The 24,088-nt window shown below is 56.6% G+C and carries 24 protein-coding genes; 5 read left to right on the plus strand and 19 right to left on the minus strand.

The genetic code is table 11. From position 1 onward, the window contains the following. Nucleotides 1-74: 74 nt before the first annotated feature. Genes AC097W_RS19370 through flgB form a run of 7 tightly spaced genes read right to left on the minus strand, consistent with a single transcriptional unit; the run spans nucleotide 75 to nucleotide 5,185 of the window. Complete coding sequence (locus AC097W_RS19370; protein ID WP_479604271.1) at nucleotides 75-797, minus strand: flagellar basal body L-ring protein FlgH; 723 nt, start codon at nucleotides 795-797, stop codon at nucleotides 75-77. An 8-nt stretch (nucleotides 798-805) separates the two neighbouring features. Then, nucleotides 806-1,588, minus strand: a complete 783-nt coding sequence (flgG, locus tag AC097W_RS19375) for a flagellar basal-body rod protein FlgG (protein ID WP_479604272.1) — start codon at nucleotides 1,586-1,588, stop codon at nucleotides 806-808. Between the two features lie 39 nt (nucleotides 1,589-1,627). Further along, nucleotides 1,628-2,368 (minus strand): flagellar basal body rod protein FlgF, encoded by a 741-nt coding sequence (locus AC097W_RS19380; RefSeq protein ID WP_479604273.1) that lies wholly within the window; start codon nucleotides 2,366-2,368, stop codon nucleotides 1,628-1,630. Between the two features lie 33 nt (nucleotides 2,369-2,401). Then, nucleotides 2,402-3,619: a flagellar hook protein FlgE gene (gene flgE, locus AC097W_RS19385; protein ID WP_479604274.1), complete on the minus strand. Its 1,218-nt coding sequence runs from the start codon at nucleotides 3,617-3,619 to the stop codon at nucleotides 2,402-2,404. Nucleotides 3,620-3,631: 12 nt separating this feature from the next. Beyond that, nucleotides 3,632-4,291 carry a flagellar hook assembly protein FlgD gene (locus AC097W_RS19390; RefSeq protein ID WP_479604275.1) on the minus strand — a complete coding sequence of 220 codons (660 nt, stop codon included), beginning with the start codon at nucleotides 4,289-4,291 and terminating at the stop codon, nucleotides 3,632-3,634. 18 nt (nucleotides 4,292-4,309) lie between these two features. Then, nucleotides 4,310-4,714, minus strand: a complete 405-nt coding sequence (gene flgC / locus AC097W_RS19395) for a flagellar basal body rod protein FlgC (RefSeq protein WP_479604276.1) — start codon at nucleotides 4,712-4,714, stop codon at nucleotides 4,310-4,312. A gap of 30 nt (nucleotides 4,715-4,744) precedes the next feature. Beyond that, the gene (flgB, locus tag AC097W_RS19400) at nucleotides 4,745-5,185 is read right to left on the minus strand and encodes a flagellar basal body rod protein FlgB (protein WP_479604277.1); all 441 of its coding nucleotides are present in this window, start codon (nucleotides 5,183-5,185) and stop codon (nucleotides 4,745-4,747) included. A gap of 179 nt (nucleotides 5,186-5,364) precedes the next feature. Here flgB and flgA point away from each other — a divergent pair, with 179 nt between their 5' ends. The 3 genes from flgA to AC097W_RS19415 all read left to right on the plus strand — a co-directional run bounded on the left by flgA (nucleotide 5,365) and on the right by AC097W_RS19415 (nucleotide 6,958). Then, on the plus strand, nucleotides 5,365-6,108 hold the full coding sequence (flgA, locus tag AC097W_RS19405; protein ID WP_479604278.1) for a flagellar basal body P-ring formation chaperone FlgA: 744 nt from the start codon (nucleotides 5,365-5,367) through the stop codon (nucleotides 6,106-6,108). A gap of 94 nt (nucleotides 6,109-6,202) precedes the next feature. Continuing rightward, the gene (gene flgM / locus AC097W_RS19410) at nucleotides 6,203-6,535 is read left to right on the plus strand and encodes a flagellar biosynthesis anti-sigma factor FlgM (RefSeq protein WP_479604279.1); all 333 of its coding nucleotides are present in this window, start codon (nucleotides 6,203-6,205) and stop codon (nucleotides 6,533-6,535) included. A gap of 45 nt (nucleotides 6,536-6,580) precedes the next feature. After that, complete coding sequence (locus AC097W_RS19415) at nucleotides 6,581-6,958, plus strand: hypothetical protein (RefSeq protein WP_479604280.1); 378 nt, start codon at nucleotides 6,581-6,583, stop codon at nucleotides 6,956-6,958. 26 nt (nucleotides 6,959-6,984) lie between these two features. Here the strand turns inward: AC097W_RS19415 and AC097W_RS19420 are convergent, their stop codons facing one another. The 9 genes from AC097W_RS19420 to motA all read right to left on the minus strand — a co-directional run bounded on the left by AC097W_RS19420 (nucleotide 6,985) and on the right by motA (nucleotide 16,199). Continuing rightward, nucleotides 6,985-7,701, minus strand: coding sequence for an RNA polymerase sigma factor FliA (locus AC097W_RS19420; RefSeq protein ID WP_479604281.1), 717 nt, complete (start codon nucleotides 7,699-7,701; stop codon nucleotides 6,985-6,987). Next, nucleotides 7,701-8,507 (minus strand): hypothetical protein, encoded by an 807-nt coding sequence (locus AC097W_RS19425; protein WP_479604282.1) that lies wholly within the window; start codon nucleotides 8,505-8,507, stop codon nucleotides 7,701-7,703. Before AC097W_RS19425 ends, AC097W_RS19420 begins: the two co-directional genes overlap by 1 nt. Beyond that, on the minus strand, nucleotides 8,500-9,960 hold the full coding sequence (flhF, locus tag AC097W_RS19430) for a flagellar biosynthesis protein FlhF (RefSeq protein ID WP_479604283.1): 1,461 nt from the start codon (nucleotides 9,958-9,960) through the stop codon (nucleotides 8,500-8,502). Before flhF ends, AC097W_RS19425 begins: the two co-directional genes overlap by 8 nt. Then, entirely contained in the window at nucleotides 9,957-12,038 is a 2,082-nt protein-coding gene (gene flhA / locus AC097W_RS19435) for a flagellar biosynthesis protein FlhA (protein ID WP_479604284.1), read from the minus strand. The genes flhF and flhA overlap by 4 nt, the downstream gene beginning before the upstream one ends. Next, nucleotides 12,035-13,189, minus strand: coding sequence for an EscU/YscU/HrcU family type III secretion system export apparatus switch protein (locus tag AC097W_RS19440; protein WP_479604285.1), 1,155 nt, complete (start codon nucleotides 13,187-13,189; stop codon nucleotides 12,035-12,037). Before AC097W_RS19440 ends, flhA begins: the two co-directional genes overlap by 4 nt. A 94-nt stretch (nucleotides 13,190-13,283) precedes the next feature. Next, nucleotides 13,284-13,925, minus strand: coding sequence for a protein phosphatase CheZ (locus AC097W_RS19445; protein ID WP_479604286.1), 642 nt, complete (start codon nucleotides 13,923-13,925; stop codon nucleotides 13,284-13,286). A 2-nt stretch (nucleotides 13,926-13,927) separates the two neighbouring features. Next, entirely contained in the window at nucleotides 13,928-14,317 is a 390-nt protein-coding gene (cheY, locus tag AC097W_RS19450; protein ID WP_479604287.1) for a chemotaxis response regulator CheY, read from the minus strand. A gap of 61 nt (nucleotides 14,318-14,378) precedes the next feature. Next, entirely contained in the window at nucleotides 14,379-15,323 is a 945-nt protein-coding gene (gene motB, locus AC097W_RS19455) for a flagellar motor protein MotB (protein WP_479604288.1), read from the minus strand. A gap of 18 nt (nucleotides 15,324-15,341) precedes the next feature. Next, entirely contained in the window at nucleotides 15,342-16,199 is an 858-nt protein-coding gene (motA, locus tag AC097W_RS19460; protein ID WP_479604289.1) for a flagellar motor stator protein MotA, read from the minus strand. Between the two features lie 597 nt (nucleotides 16,200-16,796). On the opposite strand from motA, the gene AC097W_RS19465 reads away from it, so the two are divergent. Then, nucleotides 16,797-18,290, plus strand: coding sequence for a Fic family protein (locus AC097W_RS19465; RefSeq protein ID WP_479604290.1), 1,494 nt, complete (start codon nucleotides 16,797-16,799; stop codon nucleotides 18,288-18,290). Nucleotides 18,291-18,340: 50 nt separating this feature from the next. Here AC097W_RS19465 and flhC read toward each other — a convergent pair whose 3' ends face one another. Together flhC and flhD are read right to left on the minus strand one after the other, a co-directional pair. Further along, nucleotides 18,341-18,877, minus strand: coding sequence for a flagellar transcriptional regulator FlhC (gene flhC, locus AC097W_RS19470; protein ID WP_479604291.1), 537 nt, complete (start codon nucleotides 18,875-18,877; stop codon nucleotides 18,341-18,343). 35 nt (nucleotides 18,878-18,912) lie between these two features. Continuing rightward, a complete protein-coding gene (gene flhD, locus AC097W_RS19475; RefSeq protein ID WP_479604292.1) occupies nucleotides 18,913-19,239 on the minus strand; it encodes a flagellar transcriptional regulator FlhD in 327 nt (108 codons plus the stop codon). Between the two features lie 486 nt (nucleotides 19,240-19,725). Between flhD and AC097W_RS19480 the strand changes: the two genes are divergently transcribed. Further along, nucleotides 19,726-22,956: an O-linked N-acetylglucosamine transferase family protein gene (locus tag AC097W_RS19480; RefSeq protein WP_479604293.1), complete on the plus strand. Its 3,231-nt coding sequence runs from the start codon at nucleotides 19,726-19,728 to the stop codon at nucleotides 22,954-22,956. A 14-nt stretch (nucleotides 22,957-22,970) separates the two neighbouring features. On the opposite strand, the gene AC097W_RS19485 is transcribed toward AC097W_RS19480, so the two are convergent. Continuing rightward, entirely contained in the window at nucleotides 22,971-23,924 is a 954-nt protein-coding gene (locus tag AC097W_RS19485) for an IS30 family transposase (protein WP_479604294.1), read from the minus strand. Nucleotides 23,925-24,088 lie beyond the last annotated feature (164 nt).

Here is a 24,088-nt window from a genome sequence, read left to right on the forward strand (position 1 = left end):
GGTTTCATGTGCAGAGCCAGTAAGCAGGGCGATCCGACTGGATCTGTTACCCCTCGGCACTATTCTGGATAACTTTAGAAAGGATGAAAGTTCAAAAAGAACCGTGATAACCAGCCAACTGTTTGGGCTTCACCTTGCGGACCGCGACCGCGCGACTCCACGCGCACGTTGGCCACCTGTGTCGAGGCAATCACATTGTTGGGTTGCAGCAGCCGGGGGTCCACCGTGCCCGAGAAGCGCATGACGTCCACATTCTGGTTGACGCCAATCTGCTTTTCACCGGCCACAATCAGGTTGCCATTAGGCAGGACTTCAATGACCGTAGCGGTGATCGACCCGGTGAACGTGTTGGCCGCCTCCGTGCCGCCTTTGCCCGAAAAGTCATTGTTCGTCTTGGCTGCCATTTCCAGGTTTTTGAGGTCAACGCCGATCAGACCCGGTAGCGGTGGGGTGATCGCGGTGTCGATGGACGTATTGCGGTTGACCGTGGATTTCGAGACCTGGCTGGCGGCCAGGCTCTCCACGATCTGAATCGTCACCGTATCGCCGAGCAACCGTGCGCGGCGGTCTTCAAAGGTCGGGCGGTAGCTCACGGGCTGGTAGATGCTGCCGTTGTGGGGTCGCGGCACCGCCGCGGCGGCGGCGGGCGCAGCCACCAGCTTGGGTTCGGCAAAATCGACGGACACCTTTTGTGGCAAGGGCGCACACGCGCCACACAACAGGCCCAAGGCACTCAAACTGGTAAGAAATAGGCCTCTGGCCCCCGTGGATAGTGCGCCAACAGCTACGTTTTTCATAGCAATTCTCACAGCTGCCCGAGTTTTTGCAGCATCTGGTCCGACGTTTGAATCGCTTTGGAGTTCATCTCGTAGGCGCGCTGGGTCTGGATCATGGTGACCAGCTCCTGCACCACATTGACGTTGGAGGTTTCCACAAAACCCTGCATCAGCGAGCCGATCCCGTTGGTGCCCGGTGTACCCGCATTGGGCTGGCCGGACGCCGCGGTTTCGGCATAGATGTTCTGGCCTTTGGGCTCCAGCCCCGGCGTGTTGACGAAGTTGGCCAGTGCAATGGTGCCGATGGACTGCGGCGCGGTGGACCCCGGAATCGAGGCGGTCACGGTACCGTCCGTGGCGATGGACACATTGGTCGCATTGCTGGGAACGGTGATGCCATTGGATACGGGCAGACCACCGGCCGTGACCAGGCGCCCCTGGTTGTCAATCTGAAAGGCGCCATCGCGGGTGTACCCAATGGTGCCATCCGGCATGGTGAGCTGGAAGAAGCCATTGCCCTGGATGGCGACATCCAGGTTGTTGCTGGTCTGCTGCAAGTTGCCCTGCGAAAAATTCCGGCTGGTGGCGACGGTGCGCACACCCAGGCCCACCTGCAAACCGGTTGGCAAGGTGGACTGCTCCGAGGTGTTGGAACCCACCTGGCGCAGGTTCTGGTACATCAGGTCTTCAAAAACCGCGTGCGACTTTTTGAAGCCGTTGGTCGATACGTTGGCCAGGTTATTGGAGATGACGTCCAGCTGCATTTGCTGGGCTTCCATGCCGGTCTTGGAGATCCACAGTGAATTGATCATGGCAATAGTCCGTGTTGGGTGAGAGGGGGATACGCGCGCTTAGCCTTGCAGGCTCAGCAATTGGCCGGCGGATTTGTCGTTGGACTCGGCGGTTTGCAGCAGACGCATCTGCGTTTCAAACTGGCGCCCGGCCTGGATCATGCTGACCATGGTTTCAATCGGGTTGACGTTGGAGCTTTCCAGCGCGCCGACCTGCAGCCGGGCGTTGTCGTCGTTGTTCAGGGGGTCGCCTGAGCGCGCCCTGAACAGCCCGTCTTCGCCCCGCTTCAACGGGTCTTCGCCGGTGGGGGTGACCATTTTCAGACGCCCGATTCCATTGGCGGGCTGGTTGCCTACTTTGGCGCTGATGTTTCCATCGTTTCCGATGGACAGTTCGGCGCCCGCAGGCACGGTAATCGGGGCGCCGCCATTGGACAGAACCGTCAGGCCACTGCCCGTGACCAGCGTGCCATCTGCCGTTACGTCGAAGTGCCCGTTGCGGGTGTAGGCCTCATTGCCATCCAGCCCCTGGACACTGAACCAGGAATTGCCTGCGGTCATGGCATCCATGCTGCGGTCGGTGCGTTGTGCTGATCCTGGTGCGTCCAGGTAGCCCGCAGTGGACTCCACGGCGAACACCCGTGTAGTCGCACCTTCGCCGAGTAGCGGCACAGCGCGATACGTGGACATTTCGGCGCGAAAGCCGTTGGTCGATGCATTGGCCAGATTGTTGGACAGGACCGCCTGGCGGTTTGCTGCCGCGTTGGCGCCCGACATGGCTGTGTAAATGAGACGGTCCATGGGGTATTACTCCGTTGCGTCGTGTGCGGGCGGTTAGCGCAGATTGACCAAAGTAGACATGACCTGGTCCTGGGTTTTGATGGTTTGCGCGTTGGCCTGGTAGGCGCGCTGCGCGGTCATCATGTTGACCAGTTCGGCGGTGAGGTCCACGTTGGACTCTTCAACAGCCCCAGCCCGTAGTGAGCCGAACTTGCCTACGCCCGGGTTGCCCTGCAGCGGTTGACCGGACGTGAAGGTTTCAACATATTCACCGCCTCCTACGGGTGTCAGCCCCTGCTCGTTGCGGAAGCCGGCAAGGGAGATCTGACCTCTGGCCTGCGTTTGTCCATTGGAATAGCGGGTGGTGATCGTGCCGGACGGTGAAATGGTGATGCCCGTCAGCTCGCCCGAGGTATATCCGTTCTGGGTCAGGTTCGATACGTTGAAGCCACTGCCGAACTGGGTCACTTTGGATACATCCAGCGTGGCGGCAATGCTGGGTGTAATCAGTGACGGTGTGGCGATCGTCAATGCTTGCGGTGCTGCCGGAGAGGTGAGCTTTCCTGCGGCATCAAACTGCATCTGAAACAGCGGGGCGCCGCCCGTGGGCACATCGTAGACATTCCAGTTGTCGGTTGTTGTGGACGCAACGCGTTCGAAATACAGACTGACGGGTACTTTCGCTCCCTGCGAATCAAAGGCGGTCAGCGAGGTGCCGTAGGTGGTGCGCGGTGTTGGCGGAACGGCGACTGCGGCTACGGCAGCACGTGAATCCAGATTGAATTCAGCCGTGATCGTTGTGGTGGCACTGGCGGCAATGGGCGCGCCGGTAGGCAACGTCATCTTGACAGGCGTAATGCTGGTGGGCGCTCCGAGCAAATCGGTGGTGTAGCCCATGACATTGGCACCGGTATTGGTGATGATGTTGCCATCCTTGTCCAGTTTGAACTGGCCATCGCGGGTAAAGGCCGTTGAACCGTCGGTTTTCGTGACCTGAAAAAAGCCACCGCCGTTGATGGCCACGTCCAGGTTGTTGCCCGTGATGTTGATGTTGCCCTGGGTAAATTGTTGGGAAACGGTGGCCACGGCCACCCCGATTCCGGCGGTTGAACCGCCACCACCACCGCTACCAATGGATGAGGCCACCAGATCGGCGAATTCGGCGCGGGATGATTTCATTCCCACTGTATTCGCATTGGCAATGTTGTTTCCGATGACGTCCAGACTTTTGCTGGCGGCGTTCAAGCCGGAGAGACCTGTTTGAAAACTCATGGTGTATTCCTTTTACAAAATGGCTTGAATGGTGTCGTAGGCCACCGGGTCACGCCCTTTGAGTTGCACACTCATCGCAGTGCCCGTGTTGCCAATAGAGACGATGGTGTCGCGAACAAGGGATGTGGCAGACACGGCTTGTGTCCCGTTCGTAGCGGTGACTTTGAAAGTCGGGCTGCCCGAGCCGGTGTAGTTGGAGGCGTCCCACTGGAAATCGTGACGGCCCGCCGTCATGGCGCCCAGGTTCAGCGTATCGAGCAACTGGCCGCCCGGGGACAGAATCTGAACGCTCACTTTGTCGGCGTTGGAAGGCAGGTCAATGGCTCCCTTGGCGGCGCCGGCGTCCACCGCAAGCGTGTTGCCGTTCACCAGAACGTCGTGCCCAATCAGTGACGCACCTTGCAACAACTGCATGGAGTTGAATTGCGTGCCAATCGACTTCATGGTCTCGTTGAGTTGCTGAATGCCGGTGACCGTGTTGATTTGCGCCATCTGGCTGGTCATCTGCGCGTTGTCCATGGGGTTCATGGGGTCCTGATTGTTGAGTTGTGCAACCAGCAGTTTCAGGAAGCGATCCTGCGAAGCGGTGGCATCGCTCTGGGCCGTTTTGGCGGTGCTCGCAGTTCCGGTCAGTGTGGACGCGGTGGTGGATGAGGTAACACTGGTAGTCATGTTGAGGTTCTTTCAGGTTCACTGACCCATTTGAAGGGTCTTGAGCAACAGCGTCTTGGCGGTGTTCATGACCTCGACGTTGTTCTGATATGACCGGGAGGCGGAGATCATGTTGACCATTTCCTCCACCGGGTTCACGTTGGACTGCGTCACATACCCGTCCGCGTCGGCCGATGGGTGCGTCGGGTTGTGTGTGCGACGCATGGGCTCGTTGCTTTCCTTGATGGCGTTCACGCGTACGCCCGACGAGGCGTCTGACCCCATGGGTACGGTTTCAAACACCACTTGCCTGCTCTTGTAGGCCTGACCGTCTGGCCCGGCCACCGCATCGGCATTGGCCAGGTTGCTGGCGACAACGTTGAGGCGTTGCGCCTGCGCACTGACCGCGCTACCGGAGACGTTGAAAATGGAAAACATGGACATGGTTTTTCTCCGTGGTCTGGTGTGCTGGCGCTACTGCCCTTGAATGGCGCTCAAGATCGCCTTGGACTGGCCGTTAATAAAGCGCAGGGTGGCTTCATAGCGAACGGAGTTGTCGACGAAATTGGCGCGTTCGCGGTCCAGATCCACACTGTTGCCGTCCATCGCGGGTTGCGTCTGCACGGTGTAATCGAGCCGGGTACTGCCCCCCAGACTGCCGGTGCTGGACTGCATCGCGATGTGCCGGGAATGGGTCGTTCCGTCAGGTGATCCGCCCGATGGCGCGCTCGGAGACAGTGACAGGGAGCTCCCCCCCATGGCGGCGTTCATCGCTTCCTTGAAGTTGATGTCGCGCCCGACGTAGCCCGGCGTGTCGGCGTTGGCGATGTTGCTGGCGATAACGCGTTGCCGTTCTGCGCGCAGCACCAGGGCTTTCGAATGAAAGTCCAGCGCGTTGGTCATGTTGACAGGCATAAATCACCTTTTAAGGGAGGGTTTTCAAGCGGTATGGCAAGGCGCAACCGTTTGACGTGGGGCAATTATGAGAAAAGCTTTAGTTTTCTAGCGTTTGAATACAGGGGCGAAAGCCGGGTAATTGGGGGGTTTGCTGTCTTGCCGGAATCTCTATAGTTCTCTGGCGCAAGGAGCCAAACATGTCTTATCTATCCCGTCAAAACTTATTGAAACGGCTGTCCGCCGCAGTCGCGTGCTGCATGGGCGTCTTCCTGCTGTCTACGAATGCAACGGCACAACAGCAGCCGGGCACCGAGTTCCAGGACATCACACAGACATGGTTGCGCAGCGCGGTTGCTTCTGCGCAACCCGCAGGCCCTGCGGCGCTTCGCATGGACGTGACGGTAGGCAGCCTGGATAGCCGGTTGAAACTGGCTGCCTGTGGAAATATCGAGCCCTACCTGCCACCCGGGTCACGGTTGTGGGGCAAGACCCGCATTGGACTGCGCTGTGTGGACGGTATGAGTCGCTGGAATGTTTCGCTACCCGTAACCGTCAATGCGTTTGGCAAGGCTTGGGTGATCAAAGGGCAAGTGCCTGCGGGCACTGCCTTGACCGCGGCGGACGTGGTGGAGGTCGAGGTCAATTGGGCGGAGGAGGCCAGCCCGGTTTTGAGGGATCCGGCGCTTTGGATGGGTCAGATCGCAACCCGGTTGCTCACGACGGGGCAAACGTTGCGCCAGGGCATGGTCAAGCCGGCACAGGTTTTTCAAGCCGGTGCGCAGGTCCGTGTGCTGGCTCAGGGGTCCGGGTTTCAGGTGACTTCTGACGCGCAGGCCCTCTCCGCAGGTGTTGTGGGTCAGCCCGCCCGGGTTCGCATGGAAAGCGGGCGGGTGACGTCCGGCACAGTACTGGATACCCGAACAGTGCAAATTGACCTGTAAGTTCCGGATTTCATGCAAATAGTTCTAAAGTCAGTCATGATTGGGTCGATAGCATATGCACGAGGCTACGCGTATCGTAGTTTTGGAGAACGCAATGAAAATCGGTCAACCCCAAGATACTTCTGTTTCAGCAACGCAGGCCAACACGGCTACCGCCCAAAAAGCAGGGCAGGGGAACAGTGCGGCTGGAGCCGCCAAAGCGACGGCAACCGAAAGCACCCGGTCAGCCGGTGTGGCAGTTACGGTGTCGAATCTGGCGCGCGGTCTGGAAAAAGCCAACCGGGGCGAAGCTGCGGACGTGGACACCAAGAAAGTGGCGACCATCCGGGCTGCGATTCAGGATGGAACCTACGTGGTCAATCCCGAAGCCATTGCGGACAAATTACTCTCCAACGCGCAGGAAATGCTCAACCGAACCGTACGCTGAAGCCGCGCGAGGCCTGCGCGTACCCCAACGTGCAAAGGCCCTGAAATGTCAGTTATTACTTTAGACGATCAACTCGACCTCCTTGAACTGCAGTTCACCGAGGTCGCTTCTGCGTTGGTGGATGGCAATCCCGATGCCGTTCAGTCTGCCGGAGCGAGGCTGCAACATCTGGCGGTGGGGCTCGTTCAAATGGCCGATGAAGTGGGGCGGAACCGGCTGGCAGCGCCCATGCGGGCGCAACGGATCAGGGCGTTGGCAAAAGGACTGCCGGCTTTGCGTGAGAACTTGTTGCGCCGTGCGGCGTATGTCGATCGCGCACTGGAAGTGGTGGTGCCAACCGCTCCCCCGTCTACCTATGTGGGTCGCAACACCTACGGAAGCGCCATGCGCCAATCCGGCGCTTTCAACGTTCTATCCGCTTAATCCGCCAGCACGCATCGCTGGCGGTTTCAATGTGACCGCATTTTTGCCCGCAGGCGGGCTATCGACTGGCTGTGCAACTGGCATACGCGGGATTCGGTTACATCCAGAACTGCGGCGATTTCCTTCAGATTCATGTCCTGTTCGTAATACATGCTCATGATGAATTGCTCGCGCTCTGGCAATCCCTTGATGGCCAGCACCAACGATTCGCGCAGACGCTGATCCCGCAACATGTTCAGGGGGTCGGCTGCGGTGTCTGCCACATGGCGGTCCAGGTAGCTGTCATCGTCCTCGCTGTTGCGCGCCATGTCTTCCAGATACACCAACTGGGTTCCGCGAACCTTTCCCAGCAGGCTCTGGTAATCCGCCAGGGGCATACCCAGTTCGGCTGCAATTTCAGACTCCACCGGACTGCGGCCCAAACGGTGCTCAAGGCGGCGCATGGCCACTTCAATGTCTTTCTGGCTTTTGCGGGATCCCCGTGACATCCAGTCGTTGCCACGCAACTCGTCAAGCATGGCGCCGCGAATACGCTGGGTGGCAAAGGTCTCAAACTGCACCCCCTGAGCCGCTTCATAGCGTGTCAGTGCGTCGGCCAGTCCGATCAATCCCACTTGAATCAGGTCATCGACTTCCACACTAGGGGGTAACTTCGCCATCATGTGATGCGCCAGGCGCTTGACCAATGGCTGGTACTGCCTGATTAGCGCGTTGCGATCGAGCTGCCCCTTCGCGGTATACATCAGTGTCTCCCTGTGAATCGGTCAACGCTACTCAGCCTGGGACCCGGGCTCATGCCCGCCATGGGCGAAAAATCGGTGCTGAGCGACAGAGCATTCTCCATCAATTGCAGAGCCAATCGCTGGATTGCCCGACAAGTGAGGTCTTCGCTGGTTGACGCTGGAATATTGATGGCCTTCACTTCATAACCCAGAAAATTTCTTGCGCAGTCCGCCAAGCTGGAGGAGCCAGCGACTGGCTTTACGCTCGTGGTCCGTTTTGGCTCAGGGGTCAAGTTTACGATGGTAGGCTCCAATTTGCCATTGATCAACAGGCGCTTCAGTGCAAGATAACTGGTTAGCAGCGAAGTTTTCGAAGTAGACAATGCCAGAAGGGGTTCGACGCCACTTTCACCCAGTATAGGAACCAACCATTCAACCCGGCTGTACAGAATGACGATGCTTTCCTGATGAAACAAATCGCCCAGCCGGTGCTGGCGTTGCGTTCTGCTCGCGGGCAGTGCGCACAAATCCTGGATGCCTTTGCCCGATGGGATGACCGTCCAGGCGGGGGCGTCCTGATTCTCGGCTCCGCGCCAATACGCGTTTCCCAACAGCTGGTCCAGACCCGGATTGGCATCGGACTCCAGCGTGGTTGCGTCCAGCACCGTTACCGCGTAGCCCAGTTCCGCCAGAGTCCAGCAAAGCCGCCAGAGCAAGGGCAACTCAGCCTGCTCATCGCCATGGCTCACCATGGCGATCATCCGGGGGGCCGACGGCATGACCAGCCCCATCAAGCCCGCAGCCTGGTTAACAGGACATTCAAGCATTCAGGTGCCCCTGTGCCAAGGCTTGGCCCGTGGACTGGCTGAAAAAGAAACCCAGGTCGCTGATCTTCGGGTCGTATGCCGAGTTACCAGAAGTGCGCATCGACATGCCCACCAGTTTGGATGCGCTGGGTGCCTCCCAGTCCTCGGGAACCCTTTGACCGTTGGTGACGCCGCGAAGCACGAGTTGGTGGCGTATCGCCGCATCGATGGCAGGGCCGAGTTTTACGGCCTCGTCGATTTTGGAAAAAATAACCTGTTGTGCGTTTGCCTGTTTGAACGAGGAAACCACGTCGTCCAGCGTGTCGCCATGTCCACCTGCGTTCAAAACCAGAAGACGTTTGACGTCGGGCAGATCCAGTAAATCCATCATTTCGCGCTTGCGCGGATCCCGGGGCGCCAGACCGGTCGTGTCAATGAGCACCATTTTTTTGTTGGAGAGCAATCCGAGCAAGTCTTTCAGTGCGGCACGGTCGTGCGCCAAATGCGCGACGACGCCCAGCATCTTCCCGTACGTGCGCAGTTGTTCGTGTGCACCCACGCGGTAGGTGTCCAGTGTGATCAGTCCCACGCTTCCCGGCCCGTGGGTTCGTGCGCACAGTCCGGCAAGCTTGGCCGCCGTGGTTGTCTTGCCAACGCCGGTGGCACCAATCAGGGCAAACGTGCCTCCCTCATCCACCAAGGAGGGGCCTTTGGCATCTGTCTTCAAATTGCGTTCCAGCACGTCCACGACCCAGCGCACGGATTCGCCCGCATCCATTTCCTGGGGCATGCGCTCCAGGATCGCCCGTGACAGGTTGGGGGAATAGCCGGCGCGGATGAGTTTGAGCATCAGGTTCGCCTGAATCGGGTTCTGGCGCGCCTGCCCCAGCCAATTGAGGGTGTTGAACCGGTCTTCGATCAGCTCTTTCATGGCATGCAACTCGGCCGCAATGCCTTGGGGCACTGCGTTTGACTGGCTTGTCGGTGCCGGTGCCTGCGTTTTGCGAATGGGTGCTGCTTTGGGTGCTGAAACGGTGATTGCCGGAATGTCCTGGGTTCGCTCGGGCGAGGCTGGGCGTGGGCGGTCCTGTTGCAGATCCTCTGAACTGGTCGACTCGTTCTGGCTAACCGCTGTTTCGTGGCGACGGCGCAGCATGCGCTCGCGAACGTAGTCCTGAAAGGACAAGGTGCTCATGGCCAGTTGCGCCGCATCATCTTCGACCCGGGTGATCACTTCCTTGGCACCGGCGCTGCTGGAACTGCCGTTGTTGCGAGTTGGGTTGCTCGCTGCCTTCTGTGGCTGGGAGCCATCGTGGCGATCCAGTGCAGCCAGAGCGTTCTCAGCCGTGGCGACCACTTCCACACCGTTCTCGGTCGGGCGATTGGAGAGAATCAAGGTTCCCTCCCCAAACGTCAGACGTGCTTTGGCGAGTGCTTCGCGTGAGGTGGCTGCGGTAAAGCGTTGAATGTTCATGATGATGCGCCTCTCAAAATCGGGCCGATGCGGATGGTGTGGGTTTCAGGAATTTCGCTGTGCGCCAGTACCTGCAGGCGGGGAGCCACGCGGCGTACCAGACGCGAAATTGCGCTGCGGATCTGATCGGGTACCAGCAAACAGGCGGGCACACCGATCTCTTCTTGTTTCAGGGCCGTCTCAGCCGCATGACGGGTCAGCATATCGGCCACGCCAGGGTCCAGAGCCGGACCGGATGCGTTACCCAGCGCCTGAACCAGCAGGCGCTCCAGGCTGGGATCAATGGCGATGACGTTCAGCTCGCGGGTCGATCCATAGATTTGCTGGACGATCGCCGGTGACAGTGCTACGCGCACCCGACGTGCCAATTCAGCCGGATCACTGGTGGAGCTGGCGTGCTCGGCAATGGATTCAATGATGGTGCGAATGTCGCGGATATGCACCGACTCATCCAGCAGCAATTGCAGCACTTTCTGGAAAACGGCGATCGAGACCATCTTGGGGACCACTTCTTCGATCAGTTTGGGGGCCAGTTTGGCGACGTGTTCCACGAGTTGTTGGGTCTCTGTTCGGCTGAGTAGTTTGGATGCTTGAACCTGCATCAAGTGTGACAAATGGGTTGCCATCACAGTCTCTGAATCAACCACGGTAAACCCGGCCATTTGCGCCGCTTCCTTCTGCCGATCGTCGATCCAGTGCGCGGGCAAGCCAAATGCCGGGTCGGTCGTCGCCGTTCCAATCAGGGGCGTGGTGACGCCACCCGGGTTGATGGCCAGAAACATGCCGGGGAATGCTTCGCCCTCTCCCACAATGACGCCACGCAGGGTAATGCGGTAGGCACTGGGCTTGAGCTCCAGGTTGTCGCGCACATGTACGGGTGGAGGCAAGAAGCCGACTTCTTGCGCAAACTTGCGGCGCACCCCTTTGATACGGGTGAGCAAATCGCCTTGGCGGGTCTTGTCAACCAGTGCAATCAGACGGTAGCCCAACTCCAGTCCCAACTGGTCTACTGGCTGCAAGTCGTCCCATGACGCTTCGCCGTCCGATGCAGGCGCTGGTGCTGCAGCTTGCGGGTCTACGGGCAGCGGCTTGTGGGCCAGCATCCAGGCGCCATACGCCAGAACCGCAGCGATGGTAAGAAACACAAAATGCGGCATATTGGGTATGACACCCAGAATGAACATGATGACTGCCGTGATGCCCAGAACCCGTGGGGACGCAAACAGCTGTCCCACAATCTGCTTGCCAATGTCGTGTTCCTTCCCGACGCGCGACACCACCATCGCGGCGGCTACGGAGATCAGCAGCCCGGGGATTTGTGCAACCAGCGCGTCGCCCACGGCAAGCAAAATGTAGGTGTTGGCCGCCTGCGAGGCGGTCAGGTCATGCTGCAGGATGCCGATCGCAAAGCCGCCAATGATGTTGATCAGCAGAATCAAAATGCCGGCAACCGCGTCGCCCCGCACGAACTTGGATGCACCGTCCATCGAGCCAAAGAACTCTGCCTCTTCGCCCACTTCCGCCCGGCGGCGCTTGGCCTCTTTTTCGTCAATCAGGCCCGCGTTCAGGTCGGCGTCCACGGCCATCTGTTTGCCGGGCATGGCGTCCAGGGTAAACCGGGCAGACACCTCGGCGATGCGCTCGGCGCCCTTGGTCACCACCACGAAGTTGATGACCACCAGGATGGCAAAAACGATCAAACCGACGGCGAAATTACCACCAATCAGGAAGTGGCCAAAGGCCTCGATCACGGCGCCTGCGGCACCCGCGCCAGTGTGGCCTTCGAGCAGCACCACGCGAGTGGATGCCACGTTGAGCGACAGGCGCATCAGCGTGGTGAGCAAGAGCACGGAAGGGAAGGCCGCAAAATCCAGTGGCCGAATCATGTAGGCTGCCACCATCATGACCATCAGCGCTACGGCGATGTTGATCGTAAAGAAAGCGTCCAGCAGAATGGGCGGCAGCGGCAACACCATCATGGCCAGAATGGCGACCACCAGCATGGGGGCGGCGGCACCTTGCACCACGCCGGAGTTGCTGGCGTACCAGTTCTGGAAAGACTTCAGTTGTGCGTTCATGCGGTGACCGCCTTGATGGTTTTCGACAGAGGATCGAGCTCAGGTGGAACAAACGGCTCAGGCACTTCGCCTGGCATCGGACCATCGCCACGCATGGCTGCGCGCAGCTTGTAGACATAGGCCAGCACTTGCGCCACCGCGGTGTACAGGCTGGAGGGTATGTCCTGGTCAATCTCGGAGTTGGCATACAGCGCGCGTGCCAGCATGGGCGACTGCAACACGGGGATGGAATGCTGTCTGGCGATGTCCCGAATCTTCATGGCCAGCAGGTCCGCACCCATGGAAATCACTTGGGGGGCCCGCATCGTTTTTTCGTCATAGCGGATGGCAACGGCAAAGTGGGTGGGGTTCATCACCACAAAGTCGGCTTTGGGCACGGAGTTGACGCTGCTCTTCTGCGACATTTCACGCTGCTTTTGGCGAATCTTCTGCTTGATCTGCGGGTTACCGTCCGACTCTTTGCCCTCTTGCTTCACTTCCTGGTGCGACATTTTCATCTCTCCCTTGTGCAGAAACGCCTGCAAGGGCACATCCACCACGGCTGCGGCCAACAGCAGCAACAGCATCAGGCCAAGCCCGCTGGTCAGCCACTCTGTCAGGTGCTTGATGGCGGAGCTGGATGGCTGCAATACCAAAGACGCGATAGTTTGCAGACCGTTACTCAGGAATATTCCGGCAATGGTGAAAAGGATGGCGGTGAGGAAGGTCATCTTCGCCACGTCCACCAGCTTTTTCTTGGTGAACAGATTGCCAAAGCCCGACAGGGGGTTGAGGCGGCTGAAGTCGGGCATGACGGGCTTCAGGCTGCTAACCCAGCCGCCCGAAGCCACCGATGCCACAATGACCGCTGCAGTGATGATGAGTGCAAACGCCGCGCAGCCAGCGAGGCCGATTGCGGTGGCACTCTCCAGGCGCTTGAGCATGCTGCCGGTTTGCATGATCGTTGCCGCATCAAAGGACAATTGCTGCCCCATGCTCTGCTGCAAACGTTCAAACAGAATGGGGGCAAGAATCAGAACGCAGGCAGAGCCAGCGCCGAGAACAGCCAGATGTTTCAGATCTTCGGAGCGACCGACCTGGCCGTCTTCCCGCGCCTTCTTGAGCTTGCGCTCGGTGGCGGGTAAATTGCGATCTTGACTACCTGATTCCATGGTGGCGGGGCTCTGAAGTTGCCACCATTGTCGCGAGCGACCCCCGGAACTAAAGGTCAATAAGAGGGCGAATGCCCCGCTTAATTCAAAAGACTCAGAAGCCCAGGCTGGCCAACAAATCGTCGACCTGTGACTGGTCAGTTACCACGTCAGGATTGCCCTGCGGATTGACTACCGGGCCGTCAAGCGCCGGCACATATTCGCCATGCGCCACGGTCACTTTGGCGGCCGCATCAGCGGGTGCAGTCTGTATCAGCAATTGCACCAGTTGCTCTTCAATGGTGGCCGCCAGCATGACCACTTTGGCGATGACCTGACCCGTGAGGTCATGAAAATCTTGCGCCATCATGATTTCAGTCAGATGCGCGTCGACCTTCTTGCTGGACTGCTCTACATCCGAGACGAAATTCGTCACAAGGCCACTGGCCCCGACAGCACCTGGGTCTTCGTTAATCAATGCACCAATGCGCCGCGTTTCAGTGGCCATGTGGTCGTTTTGCGCCTTGGCCTGATCGACCTGATTCAGCACTTTTTCCGCCGCTTCACCCGTCAGTTTGGCGATGTAGGAAAGGCGGCTCTTGGCATCAGGGAGTTCGCCTGCCCAGTCCTTGACCTTTTCGGTCAGACCCAACCCGGCAAGCGAATCATGCAACTGACGGGTCAGCGCACCAATTTGCTGGTGGACATCAACCACTGGTGCATGGACTGTTGCGGGTGACGGGCTATCGACGGACATGGCTACTTCAGTCCCATTTTGGTGAGGATGTGGTTGACTTTGTCTTCCAGCGTCGCCTTGGTAAAAGGCTTGACGATATAGCCGGCAGCGCCTTGCTGCGCTGCCATGACGATGTCTTCCTTGCGGGCTTCGGCGGTCACCATCAACACCGGCAGGTGCTTCAGCTTTTCGTCTTTCTTGATTTCTGCCAGTAACTGGAACCCGTTCATATTGGGCATGTTGATGTCACTCACCACGAAATCAAAAGTGGAGCTGCGAAGCTTTTGCAGGGCCACTACACCATCTTCGGCCTCGTCCGCTTCAGCGTATCCGCTTTCTTTGAGCAGGTTGCGGACAATTCGCCGCATGGTGGAGAAGTCGTCGACGACTAAAAAGCGCAGTTCTTTTGACATGGATTACCCTTTCCCGGGTGTATTACGTATATTTGCAAGTATGACTGAATTTTGGCGGGCATCAGGGCGTTGCCTTGACCGTGGTTGCCGTCTGGGCTGGGCTGACTTCGGTTTCCACTTCTACAGGAACTTTTGCGCCCCCAAGGAGCCGCTCCTCGGCGTCCTTGGTCATCACCAAAATGCTGATTCGCCGGTTGGTTGGGCTCAAAGGGGCTGCAGGGTCCATCGGCAAGCTCGATCCCATGCCCACCACCCGGGCCAATTTGTCTTCCGGCATGCCCGCTGCGGCAAGCTCCCGGCGGGTTGCATTGGCTCGGTCTGCCGACAACTCCCAGTTGCTATAGCCGCGCGCCGCGTTGACATACGTGGAGCGGTCGGTGTGGCCATCCAGACTGATCTTGTTTTCGACGTCCAGTAAGGCAATGCCCACTTCACGAAGAATATCCCGCATATAGGGCTTGACGCTGGAGCTCCCGCTGTCAAACATGGGGCGCTTTTGATCGTCCACGATCTGGATCTGCAGGCCGTCTGGCGTGATTTCCATCCGGATTTGGGAGGCGAATTCCGCCAATTTGGGGTTGCTGGAAATGGCGCTGGCAATCTTGGCGCTCAGCGCCGCCAGCATTTTGGCGTCTCGTTTGGCTACTTCGGCCTTCAGCTTTTCGCCTGACATTTTTTTGGCAGTCCGGTCGGCGCCATCTCCGCGCTTGGATTGTCCGGAACTTTGGGTCAGATCGTTGCCGCCGCCATTTACCACGCTGTTGCTGGCGCCCGCACCGCTGCCGCCCTGCATGGCCACCTTCAGCGGCGACTGAAAGTAGTCCGAAATGCCTTTTTTGTCGCCTTCCGATGTGCTGCCCAGCAGCCACATCAGCAAAAAGAACGCCATCATGGCGGTCACAAAGTCGGCGTAGGCGATCTTCCACGCGCCCCCATGCACCGCGTGGCCGCCCTTCTTGACCCGTTTGATGATGATGGGCTGGAGTTTTTTTGCGTCCGTAGCCATGCTCAGATCCCCATGGCCTTACTTCTTCTTGACATAGGCTTCAAGTTCAGCAAACGTGGGGCGCTCGGTCGAATACAGCACTTTGCGACCGAACTCAATGGCGGTAGACGGGTTGTAGCCCTGCATGCTGGCCAGCAAGGTGGTCTTGATGCACTGCAGCTCTTTGCCGTTTTCTTCCACCTTTTGCTCCAGCACACCGGCCAGAGGCTCGGCAAAGGCATAGGCCAGCAAAATCCCCAGGAAGGTTCCCACCAGGGCAGAACCAATCATGCCGCCCAGCACCGCGGGGGGTTGGCCCACCGAGCCCATGGTGTTCACCACGCCCAGAACAGCCGCCACAATACCAAATGCGGGCAGGCCACCGGCCACGCGTTGCAGGGCCGCAACGGCTGCGTGCTCTTCATGGTGGTGGGTGTCAATTTCGCTGTCCATCAGCGATTCGATCTCGTGGGCGTTCAGGTTGCCTGACACCATCATGCGCAGGTAATCGGTGATGAATTCGACCACATGGTGGTCGGTGCCCACTGTGGGGTATTTCTTGAAAAGCTCCGACTCGTGCGGCTCTTCCACATCTTTTTCAATCGCCATCAGGCCCTCTTTGCGGGCTTTCTGAAGAATGTCAAACATCAGCGCCATCAGCTCCATGTAGCGGGCCTTGGTGTATTTGCTGCCTTTAAAGCAGGCTCCCAGGCCTTTCATGGTGGCTTTGACCACCTTCATCTGGTTATTGGCCAGAAAAGCGCCCACCGTGGCGCCGCCAATGGTGATCAACTCAAACGGCAACGCTTTTAGGATCACCATGATGTTGCCGCCGTGAAAGATGTAAACACCAAACACGCAAACCAGGATAACCAGCCAACCAATAATTACAAACATAGAAGGATTGTGACAGCGAAGAAGGCGGCTTCAAGGGTTGAAGAAGGCGGCTTTTCAGGGCCTGAATCCATCATATCGGCCGCATCTGACGTTGCTTGAATTGCCCCATGTGACGGGGTGTCGATGAGAATTTAGTGCCAAATAGGCATCTAGCCGCCGTGGCTGTTGCGTAGGTAGCTATCAAAATAATAGCAATTGGCATGGCGGCGTCAAACCTCTAGCGCTGCCAGCCAATGCGCAGCAACCCTGATTTGAATTCGCCCACTGTCCGACTCCGCCCTGCATTCGCGGACCAATTGAATTGCTTGTGCATTGGCCCACTGCTTCGCAAATAGCCGCATGGCATTGACCTCTTGCAGGCGCGAAAACTCCAAAATGTCCTCGCGCACGCGCCCGATAAAGTTGTCTGTTCGCCAGCGTTGCGCGTCCGCGTCGTGGGTGGCCAAGGCTGTACAGCAGGTTCCGAAAGGCCACCGTCCGCCATGCGTCCCCACCTCCTCGCCTTATTTATAGTTTGCAAGAACAGGTGATGCATCGTAAGATTTTTTTCGTTGAATTGTATTTTTATAAAATTTTCATTCCGACCTGGAGGAATAAATGCGCGGACGACTCATTGGGTATGAATTTCTGAAAGACTCGCTGGGCACCTGCGCCTTTCCGCAGGATCGGCCAGCCCAGGTCAGTTCGGTTACCAAAATCGCGGAAATGCCCGGCTTCCTGGCGGTGCCTGCAGTGGTTGCCCCTGGCGGGGATGACCCGATGGGGCATCTTCAGTTCGCTCTCAAGCATGAAGGCCTCGATTTGCAGGCTGCCATACTGGCATTGAAGCGCATGGATGGACACCATGTCGGCCAAGCTTTCCTGAATAGTCCAAGCAGCCTTTATGGGCGTCAGATCGCCTTTCTGTGGGAGTTGGCAAACGGCCAGGAGCTCAAGGACCTGCCCGCTGCAACGGGCCCGTACACCCTGCTGTTCAATCCAAAGGAATTCATCACGGGCCCCACGGTTCGCAACGCCCGGTGGCGCGTTGATTTCAATGGGGTTGGAACGCCTGGCTTTTGTCCAACCATACGAAGGACGCCTGGGTTGCAAAGTCTGCTGGGTAACAACATCCTTGAGCAAACCAAAGAATTCATTGCTACGCTGGATAGATCCATCCTTGACCGTGCTGTTCAGTGGGCTTACCTGAGCGAGACAAAGGGCTCGTTTGCCATTGAAAACGAAACGCCAACCTCCAGTAAGGCCGATGCATTTGCCGCACTGCTGGCACAGGCCCATACGCCCGAGATGATTACCGAAAACTATTTGGTTGCACTGCAGAACCTCACCGTGGGCAATCCACTGGACAAGGCGGTGCAGTTTCGTCACGAACAGAACTGGCTCCGCAATGCGTTACCGGGCGCCATGGGTGTGACCTACCTGCCGCCCGCGCCTGAGTTGATGCTGCAAATCATGGCCGAAATCATGGCGTTTTCCAATGACACCGATGCGGGCATCGATCCATTGGTACGCGGTGCCCTGGCCAGCTTTGGATTTGTGTTCGCACACCCCTTTATGGACGGCAATGGCCGATTGTCGCGCTTCTTGTTCCATAAAGTGGTCTGCTCCAGTGGGCTGCTGCCAAACGGACTGGTCCTTCCCATTTCGGTGGCCATGAAGCGCAATGAGGACCAATACCTGCAGGTGCTGCAATCCTTCTCTAAGCCAGCGCGTGATCTTTGGCAGGTTACGGCCATTGATGATGTCCGCATGGATGCCCAGTTCAATGGTGACCCGGCTATCTATCGCTACTGGGATGCAACCCGCTGTGTGACGTTTGGCTTGCGAATGGCGCAAGAGGCATTGGACCTGGATCTGCGCAAAGAAAGCGACTTCCTGCGGCGCTTTGACGCGGTGTACAAGGCCATCAATGACGACCTGGACATGAACAACAATGACTTAACCCTTATGGTTCGACACTGCCTTCAAAACAATGGCCTGCTGTCCAACCATAGACGCAAGCAACTCATTGCCAAAGGACATCCTGCGGAATTGATTGACCGTGCACAGGAGATCGTTATCGTGGCGCTGGAAGAGTTCGCGGGAAAATAGGCCTTTAGCCCCCGTATCCATTGCGCAGACAGCTATCAAAAGCGTAGCATCTAGTGCAGCAAAATGCCACCCGCCACAGCACCTTTACCAGCCCGAGCAGGCGGCGTGCACAAGCCGCACTCGTAGTGGCGGGAGTTTTCATAGGCCTCGCTCACAAAGTGGCCACCGCATTTGGAGCACTTGGTCATTGACAGCATGTTGTTGTCGATGAACTTCACCAGGCGCCAGGCCCGGGTAATGGAGAGCAGGGGCTCCACGCCGCAGGCGGTGATTTGCTCGGTGTAGAGCTTGTAGGCCTTCATGATCGCGTCAATGTCTTCCATGGCGCTCACCTTGGTGAGGTACTCATAGGTGTTCTGGAACAGCGATGCATGGATATTGGGCTGCCAGGTCAGGAACCACTCGGTAGAGAAGGGCAGCTGACCTTTGCTGGGCGAGCGGCCGGCCACTTCTTTATAAAGGCGCAGCAGACGCTCATAAGACAAGTCCGTCTCGCTCTCCAGCACTTGCAGGCGGGCGCCCAGTTGAATCAGCGCTACGGCGCGTTCTACCTGCTTGGAATCGTTCAATACGCTTTTGGTGGCCATGGTGCTGCTCTTGGGTTCTTGTTTAACGGGCTAACTTACATGGCTTCGGCGTAACGCCCGGCCATCAGAATGCTGGCGTGCAGCTTGGTGGTGGCATCGTTGTCCACCTTGCTGGCGGTGTGGTTGGTCAGCAGGTTCCACACCATGTCGTCATCCACCCTGAAGCGGCACAGCAGCATGTTGCCCGAGGAAATTTTCATGACCTGTGCGGGCGACAGCGCGCCAATCATGTCGGCCGACTCTTCCGACATGCCCAGGCGAAACAGGGCTTCGGCCTTGTCCTGGCGGATCAGGCTTTGGGCCAGCATCAGGTAGGTCATGTTGGCTTCGCGGATCTCGGTCAGCATCTGTTCGTTGGTCATGTGGGGCTCCAGACTTGATTCGTTGAATTGGGCGGTGTTTGGTGGCTATTTGCCGTGCCTTTCACCATGGGGTTGATTCTGAAACCCCTTGCGCAAAACTTGAATCGGCGTTTGGATGTTTGGTGTGTAGGCGTTTTTGCTGCCGCGTGTAGGGGAACTTCCTACAAAACGATGGTTGCGCACAATACTGCGCCTAACCGGCGGGCAGTGAATCGACTTCTTTCAACATCCACATGACATGCCAAAAAGCATCGCGCTCGCCAGACTGAAGCGTGACACACAGGGCATCGCAAGTCAAACGGTGCGCGATGCACACTCCCATTCTCAGAGCTGATTGATGTAGGCTGGGGGGGGGGGGGCTCCGGCGGCCTGGCAGGGGCCCCGAAGAAGAAATCAAAAACACAAAACAGTCGAGGAAAGCAGACAGAAAAACCGGACAATCTAATGGCTACAAAAGCGGACAGTTCTACTTGCTCTCAACACACCATGCCCCTTACCCAACCCGCATCTACCCCTGCCGCTGCTCCTCAAGCACTGCTGACCACCTTGGTTGACTTGTTTGAAGCCCAAGACTACCCAGCAACGCATGCGTTGGCCAAGCGGGTGGCGCTTGAATACCCCAGTGAAGCCTTAGCCTGGCGGGTTTTAGGTTACGTTTTGCAAGCACAAGAAAATTATGCCGATTCAATTGCGCCACTCAAGCAAGCGCTGGCTATTGCTGCAGATGACCCCGTAGCGCAACACAATTTGGGTATGGCGTTGGTGGCCCTAAACCAGGCTGACCAGGCACTACCCTACCTGCAAGAAGCTGTGCGACTTAACCCGGGTTACGGCAAGGCGCTGGTCAACTTGGCCATGGTTCAGCAATTTATGGGTGATGTAGATGCTGCGCAGACCAGTTGCGAAGCTGCCTTGCGTGTGGACGAACAAGACGCGTCGGCTTACGTCCAACTGGGTAAGGTATTGGAAGAAAAGGGCCAACTCTCTCAGGCGCAAGCGTGCTATTACCGTGCTGACATGGCGCACGAGCCGCGGCGCGAGGTGGCGCACAGCAACGTCTTGTACCTGCTGAACCACGACGTGCTGGTAGAGCCCCAGCATTTGTTTGAGGAACACTTGACATTTGGCCAGCGGTTTGAAGCCCCACTACTTACGCAACAACACCCCCACACCAACAGCAAAGACCCTGGCCGTGTTTTACACATTGGGTTTGTGTCTGGTGACTTGAACCACCACGCACTGGCTAACTTTTTGGAGCCCCTGTTTGAGCAACTCTCCAAGAAAAGCAGCATGAGGCTTCATGCTTTTTATACAAAAAGCCAAGACGACGAATACACCCAGCGCATGCGCCAACAATTTCACTCATGGCACAGCGTGGTTGACCTTGATGATGCTCAACTGGCGGAGTTGGTGCGTGCTGAAAAAATTGACATTTTGATAGACCTGGCAGGCCACACAGCCAAAAACAGGCTGCTGGCATTTGCCCGCAAACCTGCGCCTATTCAGGCCAGTTGGCTGGGTTACCTGGGCACTACAGGTTTAAGAGCCATGGATTACTACATCTGCGATGCCCATTGGATTCCCCCTGGCGAACTGGACTGGCAGTTTGTAGAAAAAATGGCTTATTTGCCGTCGGTGGTTACTTTTAAGCCGCATGCTTTGTCACCCCCAGTAAGCTCCCTTCCTGCCTTGACGCATGGGGCCATTACCTTTGGCAGCTTTAACCGAGTCAACAAAATAAATGCGTCGGTGATTGCGCTTTGGAGCATGTTGCTGCGCAGCATTCCATCAGCAAGCTTGTTTCTGTGTGCTACTGAAAACGAAGCTGAAGACAAATTAATTAAAGACTTTGAAGTAGTAGGTATCTCAGGAGAGCGGCTCGCATTTTGTCCCCGTGTAGCCACGGCTGATTACCTGGCGCTGCACCATCAGGTAGATATTTGTCTCGACACTTTCCCACACGCTGGCGGAGCCACTACCGCCAACGCTGCCTGGATGGGGGTGCCCACGTTGGGCTTGGCCGGGCAAACACCCCCCAGCCGCTTCAGCGCTGCTCTGATGCACCAGCTGGGACTAGATGATTTTGTAGCGGGAAGCATTGAAGAGTTTGTGCACATAGGCCGCTATTGGTCACAAAACCTGGCGGCGCTAGCCCAACTGCGCGCCAGTATGCGGCAGCGGTTTGCCACAAGCATGCTTGGTCAGTCTGAGGCGTTTGCAAGTTCGTTTGATGCTATGTTACGAACGATGTGGCAGCGTTGGTGTGAGGCGGACGCGGTCGAAACTATCAATATCAATAGCAATTACTTTTTTCCCGCCAACCCGAATGGGCGCGTTGAAACAATCTTGTCAGCGCTGCCGCATGTTGTGGTGATAAGTGCCAGCAAACTTTCTGAGTCGACTTTTTGGGCGCAATCTGCGTTGGGTCAATCCATAAAGCGGCTGGTGCAACAGGGTGAGAATATTTCTGTAGACATCGCATTTGAAAACGCACGCGGATTGCCTGAAATATTTAACGCGGCTATAGAGCGTGCACACGACGAAGACATTCTCGTTTTCATTCATGACGATGTCTGGATTGATGAGTATCATTTTTCGCAGGCTGTAACTGCTGGACTTGAGCAATTTGACGTGATTGGGGTGGCTGGAAACAAAAGGCGATTACCCAATCAGCCTGCATGGTGTTTTGTTGATCAAAAGTTGACTTGGGATGAAAAGTGCAATCTAAGTGGACAAGTGAGCCACGGTGAAAATAAGTTTGGGAAGGTGTCAGAATTTGGTGCTATTCCTGCAGCTTGTGAATTGCTGGATGGCGTATTTATTGCTGTGCATAGGAATAAATTAATTACCCATAAAGTCAAATTTGACCCATTGTTTGATTTTCATTTTTATGACATGGATTTTTCCCGGACTGCGAGAGAATCAGGCTTAAACCTTGGGACTTGGTTAATACAACTTACACATCAAAGTGGTGGTGCTTTTGGCACACCCCACTGGCAACGAAATTTTGTGATTTATCAACAAAAATTCAATGAAAAATTGCAGCCAATGAAGCAAACCCCCCTTCATGATAATTACAATCCTGATTTATTAAAGATAATTCCGAAAAATTTGAAAAGAATTGTTGAAGTAGGTTGCAGTAGCGGCGCTCTTGCCCGAGCATATTTATCCAGTAATCCGGATTGCGAATATATTGGCATTGAAATCGACGCCGATTACGCATCTGTAGCAAGCAACTTTTGCAGCAAAGTTATTATTAAAAATATCGAATCAATGGATGATGAAGATTTTTTAAGTTTGTGTACGGCAGATGCCTGGATATTTGGTGATGCACTTGAACATCTTTATGATCCATGGACTGTACTTCAGAAGATAAAAAAATACTCTCCACCCGGAACCCTCATCTTGTCTTGCATACCCAATGCACAGCATTGGAGCTTGATCGCTAATCTTGCTTTGGGAACGTTCAGATATCAGGATAGTGGTTTACTGGATAGAACACACATAAGATGGTTTACCCGTCTGACCATGATTGAACTTTTTGAATCAACGGGTTTTACTATAACCGAAGGTTTTCCGAGAATTTTTAATGAACCGGGCAGTGAATTAATATTGCCACATATCGGGTCGCTCGTCAAAGCTTTGGGTGGTGATGCCAATGAGGCCATGCAGAATGTCATGCCACTGCAATATATTATCAAGGCATCTGCAAGATAATTTATTTGGCGGATTCAAGCACGAAGTGCAACCCGGGATAGGGATTGATGAAACACCTCTGTAGGTGTCTTGAATCCCAATCGCTTACGGGGTCGGTTATTCAACCTGTTTTCGATCATTCTAATTTCCTCGTCGGTGATATTTGCCATCGCCCGTTTCTTGGGCACATATTGCCGCAGCAGTCCGTTGAAGTTTTCATTGGAGCCGCGCTCCCAGCTTGCAAAGGGTCTGGCGAAGTACCCCGTGCTGCCTAAAGCCTGGTCAATCTGGGCATGGCCACAGAATTCTTTGCCGTTGTCGTAGGTCAGCGTTTTGACCCTGGCTTTGTAGGGCTTGAGCATCCTGATGATTGCTGCGCCCACCAAGTCGGATGTCTTGTTCGCAACCTTCGCTATGACCGCATACCCGCTCTTGCGCTCCACCACCGTCACGATGGCCTGTTTATGGTTTGCACCGATCACGGTGTCGCACTCCCAGTGACCGACTTGCTTACGACCCTCGATGTGCAATGGGCGCTCGCTCAGGGGTCTGCGATTGGGAATTTGGCCCCTGCGATCACGCCCGCTGGCGTACCGCTTTCTCTTCTGTTTCTGGCAACGCAGGTTCTTCCACAGCGTGCCGCCGCCGGCCTTCTCCGCATAAACGTGCTGGTAGAGCGTCTCGTGGCTCACAGGCAACTTGCCTTCGATCTGTTCAGGACTCCATTGCAATTGCAGCAGCACAGTGGCTTGCTCCTTTACCCACGGGGCCAACAGTGCGGCATTGCGACTGCCCTGGGCACGTTGACGCGACAGTTCACATGCCTGTTTGGGCCGGTAGCCACGGCCACCCGCATTGCGGCGCAACTCACGGCTGATCGTGGACTTGCTGCGGTTCAGCAAATCTGCAATCTGTGTGATGTTGTGTCCGGCTTTCATGAGGCTGAGAATCTGATATCTTTCAATCTGGCTGAGGTGTTTGTAGTTCAATTGGCAACTTCGACTTGCAGGTCTAGAAGCCTTGAATGCTAAACATCCGTAAGCGCGCGGCAAACCCATCTTGTTGGAGGCGGCAATAGTTGGGAGCATGGTGTCCACTTCAATAAGGTGGACACGTGCACACTTCAGTCATTCAATTACCCGGTGCTGGCCGG

The organism is Rhodoferax sp. GT1R46 (assembly GCF_056521285.1).